Below are 16,346 nucleotides of genomic sequence, written 5' to 3'. Positions count from 1 at the left end.
TATTGTGCGTCAGGCCCGCTCGGTCTCCAGGGCCAGCGGCGCACTCGGGGGCCCTTCGTCGAGCAGCGTGCGCAGCAGCCCGGCAAGTCTGGTCGGGTACACCGTCTCATGGGTCGCCGACAGTTCCGCCACGGTCCACCACCTCAGCCCCGATACGCTGCGCCGCTCCAGGTCGGTCTGGCCCCGGGTGTCGGTCGCGGTGTGCTCGGTGCGGGCCAGGTAGTACCACTCGTCCTGCTCCCAGCGGCGGCCGTCGAACGGGAAGGAGCAGCGGCGCCGCCAGAGCACCGGTCCGAGGACCGCGCCGGTGACGCCGGTCTCCTCGGCCAGTTCCCGCAGGGCGGCCTCCTCATGGGTCTCGGTGCCCTCCAGACCGCCGCCGGGCGTGAACCACCAGGTCTGCTCCGGGTGCGCCGGTTCGAAGCCGTGCAGCAGGAGGATGCGGTCGTCCGGGTCGAGGAGGATGACGCGGGACACCTGCCGCGCCTCCACGGGCAGGCCGTTCTCCGTCGCCTCAGCCATGGGCCCGCTCCTCGTCGGCCGCGGGCACCGGTCGCGTACGCCTTTGAGCTGCTCGTTCGCGGCGTGCGGCGAGGGGTCCGTACGCGGCGCCGCCGAGGATGAGGGCGGCTCCGGTGACGGTGGCGGCGAGCAGCGGGCGCAGCGGGCCCGGTGCGGAGGTGCCGCCGGGCAGTGCGGCGAAACCGTCGGCGCGGTCGAGCATGCCGACGCCGCTCAGCGGCCAGGCCAGGGCGTCGACACGGCCCAGGACGGCGTCGCGCGGGACGGCGCCGTCGTCGCCGTCGGTGGCGTGGGAGCGGGAGTCGAGGGAGTCGCCGCGGTGGTCGCCGAGGAGGAAGAGGCGACCGTCGGGGACCTTGGCGCTGAAGCCGGTGGGCGAGGCGAGCTTCGGGTTCTGGAGGTACGGCTCGTCGACGGGGGTGCCGTTGACCGTCAGCTTCCCCTTGGTGCAGCAGGCGACGGTGTCACCGCCGACCCCGGCCACCCGCTTGACCATGGGGACGTCGCCCCAGACGGTGTCGCGGAAGACGACGACGTCGCCGCGGCGCACCTGCGTGCCGTCGACGTTCTCGGCCAGCACCCGGGCGCCGGGCGCGATCGTCGGGGACATGGAGTCGGTCGGCACCGTGTAGGGGCGGTACACCAGCGCCGCCCAGACGAAGCCGCCGAGGAAGAGGAGACAGCCGACGGCCACGGCCAGACCGGACAGTCTGCTGCCCGTGGTCCGGCCGTGGCCGTCGGTGTGTTCGGTGCTGCGGACCATCCCAGCGCTCCCACCCCGCGGGCGCGGGCCCGCGTCGAAGATCTGGGACGGCACCCTACCTGGGAGTACGTTCCGCGGTCAGCCTCTTGCGACGCCACAGGACGAGCGGGACGGCACCGGCCAGACCGAGGGCCGCGGGCGCGGCGGCCATGGCCTTGTCGATGCCCTGCTGCTTGAAGGTGTCCGGCACCGGCAGTGTCGACCAGCGGTTGATCGGCCAGGCGATGGTGAACGCACGGCCGACGACCTCGTCCACCGAGACCGTGCCGTCGCCCTTGAGGTTCTGGTGGTAGCGCGAGTCGAGGGAGTCGTCGCGGTGGTCGCCCATGACCCAGATGCGGTCCTTGGGGACGTGGATCGGGCCGAAGGCGCGGTCACCGCACGGCGTGTTGCCGGGGAAGATGAACGAGTCCTCCTTGAGGGCCTTGCCGTTGACCTTGACCGGGCCGGTGCCGTGGCACTCGACGGTGTCGCCGCCGACCGCGATGACCCGCTTGATCAGGTCCTTCTCCTCGGCGGACGGCATCAGGCCGATGAAGCTGAGGACCTTTTGGACAGGGTTGGGCTCGGGCGTCGGCGTCTCGTTGAGCCAGCCGCCCGGGTCGTGGAAGACGACGACCTCGCCGCGCTCCGGCTTGGAGCCGAACCACGGCGTGAGCTTGTCCACCAGCACCCGGTCGCCGCGCTGCAGGGTGTCCTGCATCGAGTCGGACGGGATGGAGAACGCCTGCACCAGGAAGGTCTTGATCAGCAGCGCGAGGATCAGCGCGATGCCGACAAGGATCGGCAGTTCCTTCCAGAAGGCGCGCTGTTTCTTGGCCTTCTTCACGCCGTCCTTCTCCTCGTCCTCGGCCGGCCGCCGGGCCGCCGGTGGTGCCTGACCTTCGTACGGTGACTGTGTCTGCGGCTTCGCCAGATGCACGGAACCCGCCGGCGCGGCCTCACCGCGCCCCGCCGGTTCTTCGGGCTCTCCGGCTCCGGACCGCGCGCCGACCGCCAAGTCCCCCACATCCACTCCTTACTCCGCGCTCTCGCCCGCCCGTCAACCGGTGCAGGCCCATCACTCCCATAACGAGCGGGAGTTCCGCAGGGGTCGGGAGTGGGGTCAAAGACTCGGGCAACACCCTATGCGGGCCCGCCGCGGCCGCCGCCTTCGCGCCCGGCGCGTCGTGCACGTTCGCGAAGGTGTCGGGCTCCCCCAGACGCCGCCAGTGGGCGAACGGCCACGCGATGACCACGGCCCGCCCGACGACGTTGTCCTCGGAAACCGTGCCACGGTACGCCTCGTCGAGATGGAAGCGCGAATCCGCGGAGTCCGAGCGGTGGTCGCCCATGACGAAAATCCGGCCGGTGGGCACGTTCACCGTGAACGACGTCTCGGACGGCGGGTTGCCGGGGTGCAGGTACGGCTCGGTCAGCGGGGTGCCGTTGACGGTGACGCGGTGCTGCGCGTCGCAGCACTTGACGGTGTCGCCGCCGACCGCGATGACCCGCTTGATCAGGTCTTTCTCGTCCGCCGAGGGCAGCAGGCCGATGAAGGTCATGGCCTCCTTGAACTGCTTCACCCCGGCCGGATCCGCGGCCTTCGCCGTCTGCTCGCCCTTGAGCCAGCCGCCGGGGTCCTTGAAGACGACGACGTCGCCGCGCTCCGGCTTGGAGCCGAACCACGGGGTGAGCTTGTCGACCAGCACCCGGTCCCCGATGCGGATCGTCTGCTCCATCGAGCCGGACGGAATCACGAACGCCTGGACCAGGAACGTCTTCAGGACCAGCGCGATGGCCAGCGCCACCACGATCAGGATGGGTATTTCCTTGAGGTACGAGCGCTGTCTGCGGCGTTTGATGCGGCGCGCCTGACGCCGCCGCTCGGCCCGGCCGCCGGTCGCCGGGCGGTCGTCCGCCCCGGTCGTACCGTCGCCGGCCGGCGGCTTGCCGTGCCGTGGACGCCCCCGGTTACCCATGGACGCCTGCCGGGGCGGGCACCCGGGAGAACGCCGGCGGCCGGTCCAGGCCCGTCCAGCGATCCACCGGCCAGCTGATCCAGTCGGCCCGGCCGATCACCTTGTCGAGCGGGACGGTGCCGCCGCCCGCCTCACCGAGATGGTCGCGGGAGTCCCGGGACCGCGACCGGTGATCCCCCATCACCCACAGCTTTCCCTCCGGTACCACGATGTCGAAGGGCACCGACGACGCGGTGTCCCCCGGATAGACATAGCCCTCGGTCACGGGCTCACCGTTCACCTTGATCCGCCCCCGTTTGTCGCAGCAGGTCACCCTGTCCCCTCCGATCCCGATCACGCGCTTGACGTAGTCGGTGTCGGCAGGACGGGCCAGGCCCACCGCCGCGCCGGCTCCGCGCAGCAGGCCCGTCACGGGATTCTCCTCCGTCTCCCTGTGAACGAAAGACCCTGTGCCGTCGAAGACGACGACGTCCCCGCGCCGGGGCTCACCGCCGAAGCGGTAGGCGAGCTTGTTGACCAGCACCCGGTCGCCGACCTGGAGGGTGTCCTCCATGGAGGTGCTCGGGATGAGGAACGGCTGGACGACGAAGGCGCTCAGCAGCAGCACGAACGCCACGCAACAGGCCAGCAGCGTCAGCGGCCGGAAGCGGAAGCGGGCGGCGGTGTCGGGAAAACGCGCGGAGCGCGACCGCTCCTCCGGTCCCTGGTCGGGGACGGGGGTGCGGTCGCGCTCCGGGAGCTGTGCGTCGGTGTCCATCGGAACGTGAGCCTATCCGGCCGGTTCCGGGCACCGTACGTGAGCCGGGTGCCGGGGCCCTCACCAGGGAGGACGGCCCGGCGTGCGGACTCAGTTGTCGCGCTTCTCCTTGATCTTCGCGGCCTTGCCGCGCAGCTCACGGAGGTAGTACAGCTTGGCGCGACGGACGTCACCGCGGGTCACCAGCTCGATCTTCTCGACGATCGGGGTGTGCACGGGGAAGGTGCGCTCGACGCCGACGGAGAAGCTGACCTTGCGGACCGTGAAGGTCTCGCGCACGCCGCTGCCCTGGCGGCGGATGACAACGCCCTTGAACTGCTGCACACGGGAGCGGTTGCCCTCGATGACGCGGACGTGGACGTTGACGGTGTCACCCGGGCGGAAGGCCGGGATGTCGCTGCGCAGCGACGCGGAGTCGACGGAGTCGAGAAGGTGCATGACCTACTGCTTTCTTCGCTGATGCCACAGGTCATCAGCGGGAATTCGAAGATGATGTTCGGATGCCGTTCCGTCGGACGGGCGTCGTTCCCCCTGTGGCAGGGGCGCGCGCCGGACGCACACAGCAGCGGCCTATTCTTCCACGGCCTGGTCGGTCCGCCCAAATCGGCCGTCCTCGCCCGGGGCCCACCCCAGGATGGACAGCAGCTCGCGGTCCTTCTTGTCGAACGCGGCGGGGTCGGCGCGCTCGATCAGGTCCGGGCGGTTGCGGGCGGTGCGGCGGAACGCCTCGTCCCGGCGCCAGCGGGCGATCTTGCCGTGGTGGCCGCTGAGCAGCACCTCGGGGATGCCGCGCCCGCGCCACTCGGGCGGCTTGGTGTAGACCGGCCCCTCCAGGAGGTCGGCCATCGCACCGGGCGCGAAGGAGTCGTCCTGGTGGGAGGCGGCGTTGCCCAGGACGCCGGGCAGCAGCCGGGCGACGGCCTCGACCATCACCAGGACCGGCGCCTCGCCGCCCGCCAGGACGTAGTCGCCGATGGAGACCTCGCGGACGTCGAGCCGGTCGCCGTACTCCTCGATGACGCGGCGGTCGATGCCCTCGTAGCGGGCCGGGGTGAAGACCAGCCAGGGCTTGGCGGAGAGTTCGACGGCGAGCTGCTGGGTGAACGGCTCGCCGCTGGGCGTCGGCACGACGACGACGGGCTCGCCCTCACCGGAGGCGAGGACCGCATCCAGCGCCTCGCCCCACGGCTCCGGTTTCATGACCATGCCGGGCCCGCCGCCGTAGGGGGTGTCGTCGACGGTGTTGTGCTTGTCGTGCGCCCAGTCCCGCAGGTCGTGGATGCGGACGTCGAGCTGACCGCGGGCGCGGGCCTTGCCGACGAGCGAGACGTTCAGCGGTTCGAGGTACTCGGGGAAGATCGTGACGACGTCGAGGCGCATCAGCTGTCCTCACGGCTGCTGGCGATCTCGGCCTGCGCCTCGTCGAGGAGGCCGGGCGGCGGGTCGATGACCGCGCGCTGCTCCGCCAGGTCGATCTCCGGGACGATCTCGCTGACGAACGGGATCAGCACCTCGCCGCCACCGGGCCGCCCGACGACGAGCAGGTCCTGGTAGGGCAGGTGGGAGACCTCGGTGATCCGGCCGACGACGGTGCCGTCACGGGTGACGACGTCGAGGTCGATCAGCTGGTGGTCGTAGAACTCCTCGGGGTCCTCGGGGACCTCCTCGGGGTCGACCTCCGCGATCAGCAGGGTGTTGCGCAGGGCCTCGGCGCCGGTCCGGTCGGTGACACCGGCGAAGCGCAGCAGCAGCCGGCCGCTGTGGACCCGGCCGGTCTCGATGGTGAGCGGTCCGGCCGTGGACGGGTCGGTGGCCAGGACCGCTCCGGGCGCGAGCCGCAGTTCGGGCTCGTCGGTACGCACCTCCACGGTGACCTCGCCCTTGATGCCGTGGGCGCGGCCGATCCGCGCGACTACCAGCTGCACGGTGTTGCCTCTCTGCGGCCGATCCGCCGCCGCTTGCGCGCGGCCACTGCGGCGGCGCGCGTGATGTTGCCGATTCCGGTGGCACCGGACGCCCGCGGGGTACGGGGCGGCGGCGCCGACGACAAAGGCCGGGGACGGCCCGAAAGCCGTCCCCGGCCCGAGCCGGTGTTCAACTGTTCAGTGGACCTGGTCCACGTCGACGAGGTCGACGCGGATGCCCCGTCCACCGAGAGCGCCCACGACGGTCCGCAGGGCGCGGGCGGTACGGCCGTTGCGGCCGATCACCTTGCCGAGATCGTCGGGGTGGACCCGGACCTCCAGCACACGCCCACGACGCAGGGTGCGCGAGGCTACCTGGACGTCGTCGGGATTGTCGACGATGCCCTTGACGAGGTGCTCAAGAGCCTCCTCGAGCACGCTCAGGCCTCGGTGGACTCAGAGGTGGACTCGGCCGCAGCCTCGTCCGCCTTCTTGTCGGCCTTCTTCGCCTTCGGGGTGATGGCCTCACCCTTCGGCTCGTCGCCGGTCGCCTTGGCGGCGGCCTCGAAGAGGGCGCGCTTGTCGGCCTTCGGCTCGGCGACCTTCATCGGCGCCGGGGCGGGCAGGCCCTTGAACTTCTGCCAGTCGCCGGTGACCTTCAGGATGGCCAGGACGGGCTCGGTCGGCTGCGCGCCGACACCCAGCCAGTACTGGACACGCTCGGAGTCGACCTCGATGCGGGAGGGGTTCTGCACCGGGTGGTACAGACCGATCTCCTCGATGGCCCGGCCGTCACGGCGGGTACGCGAGTCGGCGATGATGATGCGGTAGTGAGGCGCGCGGATCTTGCCCAGACGCTTCAGCTTGATCTTGACTGCCACGGGAGTGGTGTCTCCTGGTCTTGACGTGGTGGGGCACAACGGGATGCCACGTGGGGTTGCGGTACTCGGTATGCCCGATGGACGCGCCAGCCGGAGGAGAGAGGGGTCCTGTGCGACTGTCGAGTACAGCGGTCCATTGTGCCACACGCCCTGCGGTCAGCCGACCGCGGCCACCTCGGGGATCCGGAACGGCTTGCCGCAGCCGCCGCAGACGATCGGGGCCTGGGCCAGCACGGACGGGACGACCCGGACGTTGCGTCCGCAGTCGCAGACGGCCTTGACGCGGACGCCGCCGCCGGACGAGCCGTGGCGGGCGGCCGGGCCGCGGAAGCTGCGGGCGCTGTCGGTGGCGGTCGCGGCGGTGTGGGCCTTGAGGGCTCTGGCGAGCCGCTCGATGGTGGGGCGGTAGCGACGTCTGGCCTCGGGGCTGAGCGTGACCAGGGAGAAGCCGCTGCTGGGATGCGGCTCGTCGGCGTGGTCCAGGCCCAGCTCCTCGGCGACGGCGAGGAACCGGCGGTTGTGGTAGCGGCCCGCACGGGAGGTGTCGCGGATGCCGCGGGAGGCGGCGATGCCGTGGACAGCCTCGTGGAGCAGCCGTTCGAAGGAAAGCTCGGCGCCACAGGCGGACGACGACTCTCCGATCAGGGACTCGGGCGCGGCCAGATCCGGCAGCTCGGGGTGGTGCCGTTGAATATCGGCCCAGGCGAGCGCCAGTTCGGCGGCGAGAACAGGCGGTGTCGTGCTCACGTAATGACAACGAGCCGGGGTCGCCCGGTGTTCCGATTCCGGGCCATCCCAAATAATTTGCACGTACCAGTCAGTTTCGTGTCATGGGTGGCGCCCGGGGCGGGTAACCCGTTCCGCGCCCAAGGCACACAGGGGCCCGCAAGCCGGTGCGTACCCCCGCGTAATCCGTACGGCGTACGCCCTCGCACCGCGCGGGGCGGAGGACGCCGTACGGGGCCGGGAGTGCGCGGGCCCCCGCCGTGTGCGTACGGCGGGGGCCCGGGCGGGTGGACCTGGGGTCAGCCCATGAACTTCTTGAACTCCTCGGGGAGTTCGAAGTTCTGGGCGTCGGCGCCGCCGGGGGGCAGGCCGAGGGGGTTGCCGTTCTGGGCGGCCTCGCGGCGGGCCGCGGCCGCCGCCTCCTCGGCCTTGCGCTTCATCGGGTTACCGCTCTTGCGCTTGCCCTTGGCCTGCTTGGCCTGCTTCTTCTTCTTGGCGCCGCCGCCCGCGCCGGGCATCCCGGGCATGCCCGGCATCCCGGGGATGCCGCCGCCCTGAGCCATCTTCGACATCATCTTGCGCGCCTCGAAGAACCGCTCGATGAGGTTCTTGACCGCGCTGACCTCGACGCCGGAACCCCGGGCGATACGGGCGCGGCGCGAGCCGTTGATGATCGTCGGTTCCTGGCGCTCGGCCGGGGTCATCGACTTGATGATCGCGGCGGTGCGGTCGACCTCGCGCTCGTCGAGGTTGTTGATCTGCTCCTTCATCTGCCCCATGCCGGGCAGCATGCCGAGCAGCTTGGAGAGCGAGCCCATCTTGCGGACCTGCTCCATCTGGGCCAGGAAGTCGTCGAGCGTGAACTCCTTGGGGCCCTTCTGGAGCTTGGCCGCCATCTTCTCGGCCTCGGCCTGGCTGAAGGTCTGCTCGGCCTTCTCGATCAGGCTGAGCATGTCGCCCATGCCGAGGATGCGGGACGCCATGCGGTCCGGGTGGAACGCGTCGAAGTCGTCCAGCTTCTCGCCGTTGGAGGCGAACATGATCTGCTTGCCGGTGACGTGCGCGATGGAGAGCGCGGCACCACCGCGGGCGTCGCCGTCGAGCTTGGAGAGGACGACGCCGTCGAAGCCGACGCCGTCGCGGAACGCCTCGGCGGTGTTGACCGCGTCCTGACCGATCATCGCGTCGACGACGAAGAGGACCTCGTCGGGCTTGACGGCGTCGCGGATGTCCGCGGCCTGCTGCATCAGCTCCTGGTCGATGCCCAGGCGGCCGGCGGTGTCGACGATGACGACGTCGTGCTGCTTGGCGCGGGCGAACTCGATCGAGTCCTGGGCGACCTTGACCGGGTCGCCGACGCCGTTGCCGGGCTCGGGGGCGTAGACCGCCACCTCGGCGCGCTCGGCGACGACGGAGAGCTGGTTGACGGCGTTGGGGCGCTGGAGGTCGCAGGCGACGAGCAGCGGGGTGTGGCCCTGGGTCTTGAGCCAGCGGCCGAGCTTGCCGGCGAGGGTGGTCTTACCGGCGCCCTGGAGGCCGGCGAGCATGATGACGGTCGGCGCGGTCTTGGCGAAGCGCAGGCGGCGGGTCTCGCCGCCGAGGATGCCGATCAGCTCCTCGTTGACGATCTTGATGACCTGCTGGGCCGGGTTCAGCGCCTGGGAGACCTCGGAGCCGGCGGCGCGCTCCTTGACCTGCTTGATGAAGGCGCGGACGACGGGCAGTGCGACGTCAGCCTCGAGAAGGGCGATACGGATCTCGCGCGCCGTGGCGTCGATGTCGGCCTCGGAGAGGCGGCCCTTGCCCCGGAGGTTTTTGAAGGTACTCGCCAGGCGGTCGGAAAGCGTATCGAACACGGCGGTCGTCGTTCCTCGGGGTCGGGGGCGTAAGGCAGTCGACTCCTAGGGTATCCGGCCCGGCAACCGGGCCACTCCGGGCCGCCGGGTCCGGTGCCGGGCGCGTCAGTCCAGGGCGCGGCGCACGGCGCGGGCGGCGGCGCGGGCGTGTTCCGCGGTGAGCGGGGCGCCCGCTTCGTCGGTGAGGTAGAAGGCGTCGACGGCGCTGGTGCCGAGGGTGGCGGCGCGGGCGGCGCGGACGGTGGCGCCGGCGGTTTCGAGGGCGCGGCAGATGCGGTGCAGCAGGCCGTGGGCGTCGCGGGCGCGGACGTCGACGACGGTGGCGGTGCGGGAGGTGCCCGGGGCGACGGTGACGGTGGGCGGCGGGGCGGGCGGGGCGGCGGGCCGGGCGGCGCCGTCGCGTTCGCGGGCGGCGAGGCGGGCGGGGAGGTCGAGGGTGCCGTCGAGGGCGCGGATCAGGTCGGCGCGGAGCCGGGCCGCCGGGGGCAGGGCGCCGTAGTGGGCGGCGATCCGCCAGGTCAGCAGGGCGATCGGACGGGTGCCGTCGGGGTGGAGGGTGCGCAGGTCGGCGGCGCGGACGGTGATCCGGTGCAGGGCGAGGACCCCGGCCGCGGCGGCGAGGACGCCGGTGGCGGGCGCCGCGGAGGCGGGGTCGGGGCAGCGGTCGGCGGGGACGGCGAGGAGGAGCACGGCGCCGACCGGTTCGGGGGCGCCGCGCGCGGCGCCCGCTCCCGTGGGGCCGTGCGCGAGGTCATGCGTGGGGCCGTGCACGGGGCCGCGGGCAGCGCTGTGCGTGGGGCCGTGCACGGGGCTCTGCGCGCCGTGCGCCCCGTCCTCGGCGTGGAGGGTGAGGGCCGGGTCGCCGGTGCGGGCGGCCGCGGCGGCGAGGCGTTCCTCCTCCGCGGTGGGGGCGCGGGTGGCGGGGCCGTCCGGTGCGGGTGCGCCGGCGAGCCGCTCGGCGACGCGGGCGACGAGGCCGTCGACGAGCGCGGCGCGCCAGGCGCTCCAGGCGGCGGGCCCCGTGGCGCGGGCGTCGGCCTCGGTGAGGGCGTGCAGCAGCCCGAGGGTGCGGACGCTGCCGACGGCCTCGGCGACGGCGGTCACGGTCTCGGGGTCGTCGAGGTCGCGGCGGGTGGCGGTCTCGACGAGCAGCAGGTGGTGGCGGACGAGGCCGGCTAGGACGGCGGTGTCGTCGGCGCCGAAGCCGAGGCGGGCGGCGACGGCGCGGGCGGGCGGCACACCGGCCGCCGCGTGGTCGCCGGGCAGGCCCTTGCCGAGGTCGTGCAGGAGGGCCGCGACGAGCAGCAGGTCGGGCCGGTCGACGCGGCGGGTGAGGGCGGCGGCGCGGACCGCGGTCTCGACGAGGTGGCGGTCGACGGTCCAGGTGTGGACGGCGTTGCGCTGCGGCAGGCAGCGGACCCGTTCCCACTCCGGCAGCAGCCGGGTGAGCAACCCCTCGGCCTCCAGCGTCTCCCAGACGGGGACGGTGGCGGCGCCCGCGTCGAGGAGCGTGACGAACGCCTCGCGGGCCGCGGCCGGCCACGGGACGGGCAGCGGGTGGGCGCCGGACGCGGCGGCGCAGCGGCGGGCGGCGTGCCGGGAGAGCGGCAGTCCGGCCCGGGCGGCGGCGGCCGCGGCGCGCAGGCCGAGGACGGGATCGCGTTCGGGGCGGGCGGTGCGGGCGAGGGCGGCCTCGCCGTCGTGGACGACGACGCCGTCGGCGAGCGGGGCGCGCTCGCCCCCTCCGGCGGTACGGCCCCCGGCGAGCAGACCGCGCAGCACCGGTCGTACGGAGCGGGCGCGCAGGGTCCGGCCGGTCTCGCGCCAGGTGGTGTCGGCGGCGTACGCGAGGGTGCGGGCGGCCTCGTGGACGCGGCGGAGCAGGGCGTCCGCGTCCGGCAGGCCGAGGGCGGCGGCGACCTGGTCCTGTTCCTGGAGGGTGAGGCGGTCGGTGGCGCGGCCGGTGACGAGGTGGAGGGCGTCGCGGATGTCGAGGAGGCGGCCGCGGGCGGCTTCGAGGCCGTCGCGTGGGGCGTCGGCGATCCAGGAGGCGGCGACGGCGCGCAGGGCGGTGGCGTCGCGCAGCCCGCCGCGGGCCTCCTTGAGATCGGGTTCGAGGAGGTACCGGAGGTCGCCGTGGCGCTCGGCGCGGGCGCGTCCCAGGGCGTGGAGTTCCGGGAGGCGGGCGGGGGCGGCGGCGCGCCAGTCGGCGGCGGCGGTGGTGCGCAGCGCGTCGGTGAGGTCGCGGTCGCCGGCGAGGTGGCGGGCGTCGAGGAGGCCGAGCTGCACCTTGAGGTCGGCGCGGGCGGCGGCGCGGGCCCGGGCCGGGGTGCGGACGGAGTGGTCGAGGGCGAGGCCGTGGTCCCACACCGGGTACCAGAGCCGGTCGGCGAGTGCGGCGAGGTCGGGCGCGGCGGCCCGGCCGTCGTGGAGCAGCAGGAGGTCGAGGTCGCTGCGCGGCGAGAGTTCGCCCCGCCCGTAGCCGCCGACCGCGACGAGCGCCGCCCCGCTCACCCCGGTGCCGGCCACCGCGGCGGCGAACAGCCCGCCGAGCCAGCCGTCGGTGAGCCGGGCGAGGGCGGCCCGGCGCTCGGCCCCGCAGACGCCGGCGTCGCGGAGGAGGCGCAGCCGGGCGGCGGGGTATCCGCCGCCCGGAGCCGGGTCCGGGGCGTCCGGGGACGCGTCGCCGCCGTCGCGGGACGGGCCGGGGAACGGGGATGGAGTGGGGTGCGGGCCCGGGGCGGAATCGGGATCCGAGGCGGTGCGTGGGGCCGCGGTCGGGCGAGCGCCCACGGCGTACGGGGCGGCGCACGGGGCCGCAGCGGAGCCGGGGTCCGCGCCGTGGCATGAGGCCGCATCCGGGAGCGGGCCCGAGACGGGCAGGGCCGAAGCCGGGCCCACCCCTGAATCGGAACCGGGCCCCGAATCGGCGCACGCGGCCACAGCCGGGGGCGAACCCGAGGCAGGCGAAGCGGCACGCGAGCCCGAGGCGGAGCCGGGATCCGAAGCGGGCCGCGGAACCGCTGTCGAGGGCGAACCCGAGGCACACGGGCCGGCGCACGCGGCCGCAACAGCACCGGTCCCGGACCCCGCCCCCTCCCCATCCCCATCCCCATCCCCATCCCCCAAAGCCGGAGCATCCCCCATCCCCCGCCCCGCCGGCCGGTCTTCAGAGCGCATCGGCCCCCCGCTCCCCCGTCCGTACCCGTACCACCTCGTCCACGGGCACGCTCCACACCTTGCCGTCGCCGATCTTGCCGGTGCGGGCGGCGGTCACCAGGGCGTCGGTGAGGGCGGCGGCGTCCGCGTCCTCGGCGAGGACCTCGATGCGGATCTTCGGGACGAGGTCGACGGTGTACTCGGCGCCGCGGTAGACCTCGGTGTGGCCGCGCTGCCGGCCGTAGCCGCTGGCCTCGGTGACGGTCAGGCCGTGCACGCCGAACGCCTGCAGCGCCTCCTTCACCTCGTCGAGGCGGTGCGGCTTGACGACTGCCGTGATGAGCTTCATGCGTCCACCTTCTCCGTGTCCGTGCCGTGGCCCCGTTCCGTGCCGTGGCCCCGTTCCCGGTCGCCGGGGCCGCCCGGGGCGCCGAGGGCCGCGGCCGGTACGCGGTGGACGGCGCCGCCGCCCGCGCCGGTGAAGTCGTAGGCGGTCTCGGCGTGAGCGGTCCGGTCGACGCCGGCGATCTCCTCGTCCTCGGCGACCCGGAAGCCCATCAGCCGGTCGATGCCCTTGGCGAGGACGTAGCTGACGACGAAGGAGTAGAGGAGGACGGCGGCCACGCCGAGGGCCTGCTTGCCGAGTTGGCCGAGGCCGCCGCCGTAGAAGAGGCCGCGGGCGGTGGACTGCACGCCGCCGGTGGCGAAGAGGCCGACGAGGAGGGAGCCGGCGATGCCGCCGACGAGGTGGACGCCGATGACGTCGAGGGAGTCGTCGTAGCCGAACTTGTACTTGAGGCCGACGGCCAGGGCGCACAGGACGCCCGCGACGGCGCCGACGGCGAGGGCGCCGAGCGGGCTGACGGCGCCGCACGCCGGGGTGATGGCGACGAGTCCGGCGACCGCGCCGGAGGCGGCGCCCAGCGTGGTGAACGCCCCGTGGCGCAGCTTCTCGTACGCGAGCCAGCCGAGCATCGCGGCGGCGGTGGCGACCTGGGTGTTGACGAAGGCGACGGCGCCGACGCCGTCGCCGTTGCCCAGCCAGGAGCCGGAGTTGAAGCCGAACCAGCCGAACCACAGGAGTCCGGCGCCGAGCATCACCAGGGGCAGGTTGTGCGGGCGCATCGGGTCCTTGCGGAAACCGATGCGCCGTCCGACGACGAGGAGGACGCCGAGGGCGGCGGCGCCCGCGTTGATGTGGACGGCGGTGCCGCCGGCGAAGTCGATGACGCCGAGCCGGAAGAGCCAGCCGCCCTCGCCCCACACCCAGTGCGCCACGGGGAAGTAGACGACGGTGACCCACAGGGCGGTGAAGAGGGCCCAGGCGGTGAACTTGACGCGGTCGGCGAGGGCGCCGCTGATCAGCGCCGGTGTCAGCACGGCGAACATCAGCTGGAAGACGGCGAAGACGTATACCGGGATGCCGCTGGTGCCCCACAGTTCGGTCAGGCCGATGCCGCCGAGTCCGGCGAAGTCGCCGCGCCAGCCGACGATGCCGCCGCGGTCGGTGCCGAAGGCGAGCCCGAAGCCGTACAGGACCCACAGGACGGTGACGATGCCGAGGCCGACGAAGCTCATCATCAGCATGTTGAGGACGCTTTTGACGCGCACCATGCCGCCGTAGAAGAAGGCCAGGCCCGGCGTCATCACCATGACGAGGGCGGAGCAGAGGAGCATGAAGCCGGTGTCGGCCGGGCTCAGGGCGGCCGGGGCCGCGAGCCCGTCTGCGAGGGTCAAGATGCCCGGTGGCATCGGCGTCTCCCGTCGTCGATGCGGCCCGTGCGGATGGCGTGGAGGGGGTGGGCCGTCGTTCCCGACGAGGCTGGCGGAGCCCGGTTTCGGCCACGGCCCACGGGTGTTTCGCCGCCGTGACGAAGGCGTCGCCGGTGTTACGCGGCGGTGAACGGGCCGGGACGCGGACCGGCCGCGGCGCCGCCCGCAGACCTGGCGTGGGGAAGCCGGGTCGGGTGGTACGGGGTGGCGTCCGCGGCCGGTGTCGTGCGGCCCCGGCGTCGTCAGACGGCCTCGGCCTCGGGGAGGCGGCGGGCCAGCTCCTCGCCGAGGTGGATCACCTCCGCGACGGTGCCGAAGTCGCGGACGGCGGTGTCGACGGTCTTCCGCAGCCGGGTGTTGACCCGCTCGGAGCGGACCTGCTGGGCGAACGGTATGGCCTGCCCGGCCCGCACGGCGCACTGCTCCGGCTCGTGCTGCAGCAGATGGACGGTGGCCCTGCCGACGAGGTTGAGGGCGTACGAGCGCTGGTGCTCGCCGTCCTTGGCGGAGAGTTCGACGGCGCGCTCCATGATCGGCGCGGCGAGGGCGGCGTAGGTGGGGCTGCGCCCGGCGACGTAGGCGAGGTCGCGGTAGGAGTGGGCGTTCTCGGCGTTCAGCTCGGCCTCGGAGAAGAAGCGGATCCAGTCGGGCTCGGGCTCACCGGGCAGGGCGTCCTCGAACGTCTCCTCCGCCATGCGGACGGCGCGCTTGACCTTGCTGGGGCGCCCCATGCCGGCGTACGCGCGGGCCTCCACCGCGTACAGCATGGCCTGGGTGCGGGCGGTGGCCGTCTCGCGGCTGCCGTACTGGGCGAGGTGGATCAGCTCCAGCGCGTCGTCGGGGCGGCCGAGGTGGATCATCTGGCGGCTCATGCTGGAGAGGATGTACGCGCCCAGGGGGCGGTCGCCGGCCTCCTTGGCGGCGTGCAGCGCGAGGACGAAGTACTTCTGGGCGGTGGGCTGGAGGCCGATGTCGTAGCTCATCCAGCCCGCCAGCTGGGAGAGTTCGGCGGCGACCTTGAAGAGCCGGGTGGCGACGGGGGCGGGCTGCGGCTCCTGGAGGAGGTCGGTGACCTCGTGGAGCTGGCCGACGACGGCCTTGCGGCGCAGCCCCCCGCCGCACTGGGCGTCCCACTGCCGGAACATGGCGGTGGTCGCCTCCAGCAGGTCGAGTTCGGGGCCGGAGAGGCGGGCGCGGCGGGTGCGGTCGCGGAGGGGCTCGGGCTCCGGGGCGGCGCCCGGCGTCGGAGGGACCGGTACCAGCCAGCGCTGCATCGGCTCGATGAGGGAGGGTCCGGCGGCGAGGGAGAGGGAGGTGCCGAGGAAGCCGCGGCGCGCCAGCATCAGGTCGCTGCGGGAGAACTCGCCGAGGAGGGCGGTGGTCTGGGGGCCGGCCCAGGGCAGGTCGACGCCGGAGACGGACGGGGCGCGGTGCGCGGCGCGCAGCCCCAGCTCCTCGACGCCGACGACGCAGCCGAAGCGTTCGGAGAAGAGTTCGGACAGGATGCGCGGGATGGGCTCGCGCGGCTGTTCGCCGTCGAGCCAGCGGCGGACGCGGGAGGTGTCGGTGCTGATGTGGTGCGCGCCCATCTGACGGGCTCTGCGGTTGACCTGCCGGGCCAGCTCGCCCTTGGACCAGCCGCTGCGCACGAACCACGATCCCAACTGCGTGTTGGGACGCTTCTCGGCAGTTCCGCTGCCGTTGCCGCCCACTGGTAACGCCCCCAACCGTGTGTCGCCCGACGCGAATCCCGTGCAGGATCCGGCTTGTTGAGGCATCCTGCCCGCCCGGCCCCGGCAGGTCGCGTATTCCGGCCACCGCCCCGGCCGGTCCGGCCACCGCCGGGGCCGCCCCGGACGGCACCGCCGGCTTCGCGCACCGAAAGTAATCGTACGATCACGCCCTCGCGAGGCCGCTCACAGAAACGCCACCATTCGCCACCCCTTCGAATGAACTGCCGGTCCGCTCCGCGCGATTGACTTGACACAGGTCGGGCGCGACCCGACGGAGCGATGCGCGTAACGGCGCGCGCACCACGGCACAC

The 16,346-nt window shown here is 73.3% G+C and carries 16 protein-coding genes; all 16 read right to left on the bottom strand.

Translation table 11 applies throughout. The features are described from left to right. Positions 1 to 9 precede the first annotated feature (9 nt). A complete protein-coding gene (locus tag ABT345_RS29795) occupies positions 10 to 522 on the bottom strand; it encodes an NUDIX hydrolase (RefSeq protein ID WP_345080199.1) in 513 nt (170 codons plus the stop codon). Further along, positions 515 to 1,285, bottom strand: coding sequence for a signal peptidase I (gene lepB, locus ABT345_RS29790; RefSeq protein WP_345080202.1), 771 nt, complete (start codon positions 1,283 to 1,285; stop codon positions 515 to 517). Before lepB (ABT345_RS29790) ends, ABT345_RS29795 begins: the two co-directional genes overlap by 8 nt. 55 nt (positions 1,286 to 1,340) lie before the next feature. After that, on the bottom strand, positions 1,341 to 2,285 hold the full coding sequence (gene lepB, locus ABT345_RS29785) for a signal peptidase I (RefSeq protein WP_345080368.1): 945 nt from the start codon (positions 2,283 to 2,285) through the stop codon (positions 1,341 to 1,343). Next, entirely contained in the window at positions 2,227 to 3,246 is a 1,020-nt protein-coding gene (lepB, locus tag ABT345_RS29780; protein ID WP_345080204.1) for a signal peptidase I, read from the bottom strand. The genes lepB (ABT345_RS29785) and lepB (ABT345_RS29780) overlap by 59 nt, the downstream gene beginning before the upstream one ends. Continuing rightward, on the bottom strand, positions 3,239 to 4,003 hold the full coding sequence (gene lepB, locus ABT345_RS29775) for a signal peptidase I (RefSeq protein WP_345080207.1): 765 nt from the start codon (positions 4,001 to 4,003) through the stop codon (positions 3,239 to 3,241). The genes lepB (ABT345_RS29780) and lepB (ABT345_RS29775) overlap by 8 nt, the downstream gene beginning before the upstream one ends. Before the next feature lie 90 nt (positions 4,004 to 4,093). After that, positions 4,094 to 4,441, bottom strand: a complete 348-nt coding sequence (rplS, locus tag ABT345_RS29770) for a 50S ribosomal protein L19 (RefSeq protein WP_030287403.1) — start codon at positions 4,439 to 4,441, stop codon at positions 4,094 to 4,096. 132 nt (positions 4,442 to 4,573) lie between these two features. Next, positions 4,574 to 5,383 (bottom strand): tRNA (guanosine(37)-N1)-methyltransferase TrmD, encoded by an 810-nt coding sequence (gene trmD, locus ABT345_RS29765; protein WP_345080211.1) that lies wholly within the window; start codon positions 5,381 to 5,383, stop codon positions 4,574 to 4,576. Further along, the gene (gene rimM / locus ABT345_RS29760; RefSeq protein ID WP_345080214.1) at positions 5,383 to 5,928 is read right to left on the bottom strand and encodes a ribosome maturation factor RimM; all 546 of its coding nucleotides are present in this window, start codon (positions 5,926 to 5,928) and stop codon (positions 5,383 to 5,385) included. Before rimM ends, trmD begins: the two co-directional genes overlap by 1 nt. Before the next feature lie 177 nt (positions 5,929 to 6,105). Beyond that, entirely contained in the window at positions 6,106 to 6,345 is a 240-nt protein-coding gene (locus tag ABT345_RS29755; RefSeq protein WP_030287397.1) for an RNA-binding protein, read from the bottom strand. A gap of 2 nt (positions 6,346 to 6,347) precedes the next feature. Continuing rightward, positions 6,348 to 6,788: a 30S ribosomal protein S16 gene (gene rpsP, locus ABT345_RS29750; RefSeq protein ID WP_345080217.1), complete on the bottom strand. Its 441-nt coding sequence runs from the start codon at positions 6,786 to 6,788 to the stop codon at positions 6,348 to 6,350. 156 nt (positions 6,789 to 6,944) lie between these two features. Continuing rightward, positions 6,945 to 7,535, bottom strand: coding sequence for a hypothetical protein (locus ABT345_RS29745; RefSeq protein ID WP_030287393.1), 591 nt, complete (start codon positions 7,533 to 7,535; stop codon positions 6,945 to 6,947). 278 nt (positions 7,536 to 7,813) lie between these two features. Further along, a complete protein-coding gene (gene ffh / locus ABT345_RS29740) occupies positions 7,814 to 9,370 on the bottom strand; it encodes a signal recognition particle protein (RefSeq protein WP_345080224.1) in 1,557 nt (518 codons plus the stop codon). A gap of 105 nt (positions 9,371 to 9,475) precedes the next feature. Continuing rightward, positions 9,476 to 12,163 carry a [protein-PII] uridylyltransferase gene (locus ABT345_RS29735; protein ID WP_345080227.1) on the bottom strand — a complete coding sequence of 896 codons (2,688 nt, stop codon included), beginning with the start codon at positions 12,161 to 12,163 and terminating at the stop codon, positions 9,476 to 9,478. A gap of 376 nt (positions 12,164 to 12,539) precedes the next feature. Continuing rightward, positions 12,540 to 12,878 (bottom strand): P-II family nitrogen regulator, encoded by a 339-nt coding sequence (locus tag ABT345_RS29730; RefSeq protein ID WP_345080230.1) that lies wholly within the window; start codon positions 12,876 to 12,878, stop codon positions 12,540 to 12,542. Next, positions 12,875 to 14,281: an ammonium transporter gene (locus ABT345_RS29725; protein ID WP_345080233.1), complete on the bottom strand. Its 1,407-nt coding sequence runs from the start codon at positions 14,279 to 14,281 to the stop codon at positions 12,875 to 12,877. The genes ABT345_RS29730 and ABT345_RS29725 overlap by 4 nt, the downstream gene beginning before the upstream one ends. A 263-nt stretch (positions 14,282 to 14,544) precedes the next feature. Beyond that, the gene (nsdA, locus tag ABT345_RS29720) at positions 14,545 to 16,014 is read right to left on the bottom strand and encodes a transcriptional repressor NsdA (RefSeq protein WP_345080236.1); all 1,470 of its coding nucleotides are present in this window, start codon (positions 16,012 to 16,014) and stop codon (positions 14,545 to 14,547) included. Positions 16,015 to 16,346 lie beyond the last annotated feature (332 nt).

This window comes from Streptomyces sp. NPDC000404, assembly GCF_040300365.1.
GTDB classification, from domain to species: domain Bacteria; phylum Actinomycetota; class Actinomycetes; order Streptomycetales; family Streptomycetaceae; genus Streptomyces; species Streptomyces ramulosus.
This window is presented reverse-complemented; position numbering and strand designations above follow the sequence as displayed.

What these genes read in the sequence shown, in the direction of transcription:
- lepB (WP_345080207.1), bottom strand. Translation starts at nt 4,003, where the DNA reads ATGGACACCGACGCACAGCTCCCGGAGCGCGACCGCACCCCCGTCCCC.
- ABT345_RS29795 (WP_345080199.1), bottom strand. Translation starts at nt 522, where the DNA reads ATGGCTGAGGCGACGGAGAACGGCCTGCCCGTGGAGGCGCGGCAGGTG.
- lepB (WP_345080202.1), bottom strand. Translation starts at nt 1,285, where the DNA reads ATGGTCCGCAGCACCGAACACACCGACGGCCACGGCCGGACCACGGGC.
- rplS (WP_030287403.1), bottom strand. Translation starts at nt 4,441, where the DNA reads ATGCACCTTCTCGACTCCGTCGACTCCGCGTCGCTGCGCAGCGACATC.
- trmD (WP_345080211.1), bottom strand. Translation starts at nt 5,383, where the DNA reads ATGCGCCTCGACGTCGTCACGATCTTCCCCGAGTACCTCGAACCGCTG.
- ABT345_RS29730 (WP_345080230.1), bottom strand. Translation starts at nt 12,878, where the DNA reads ATGAAGCTCATCACGGCAGTCGTCAAGCCGCACCGCCTCGACGAGGTG.
- ABT345_RS29725 (WP_345080233.1), bottom strand. Translation starts at nt 14,281, where the DNA reads ATGCCACCGGGCATCTTGACCCTCGCAGACGGGCTCGCGGCCCCGGCC.
- lepB (WP_345080204.1), bottom strand. Translation starts at nt 3,246, where the DNA reads ATGGGTAACCGGGGGCGTCCACGGCACGGCAAGCCGCCGGCCGGCGAC.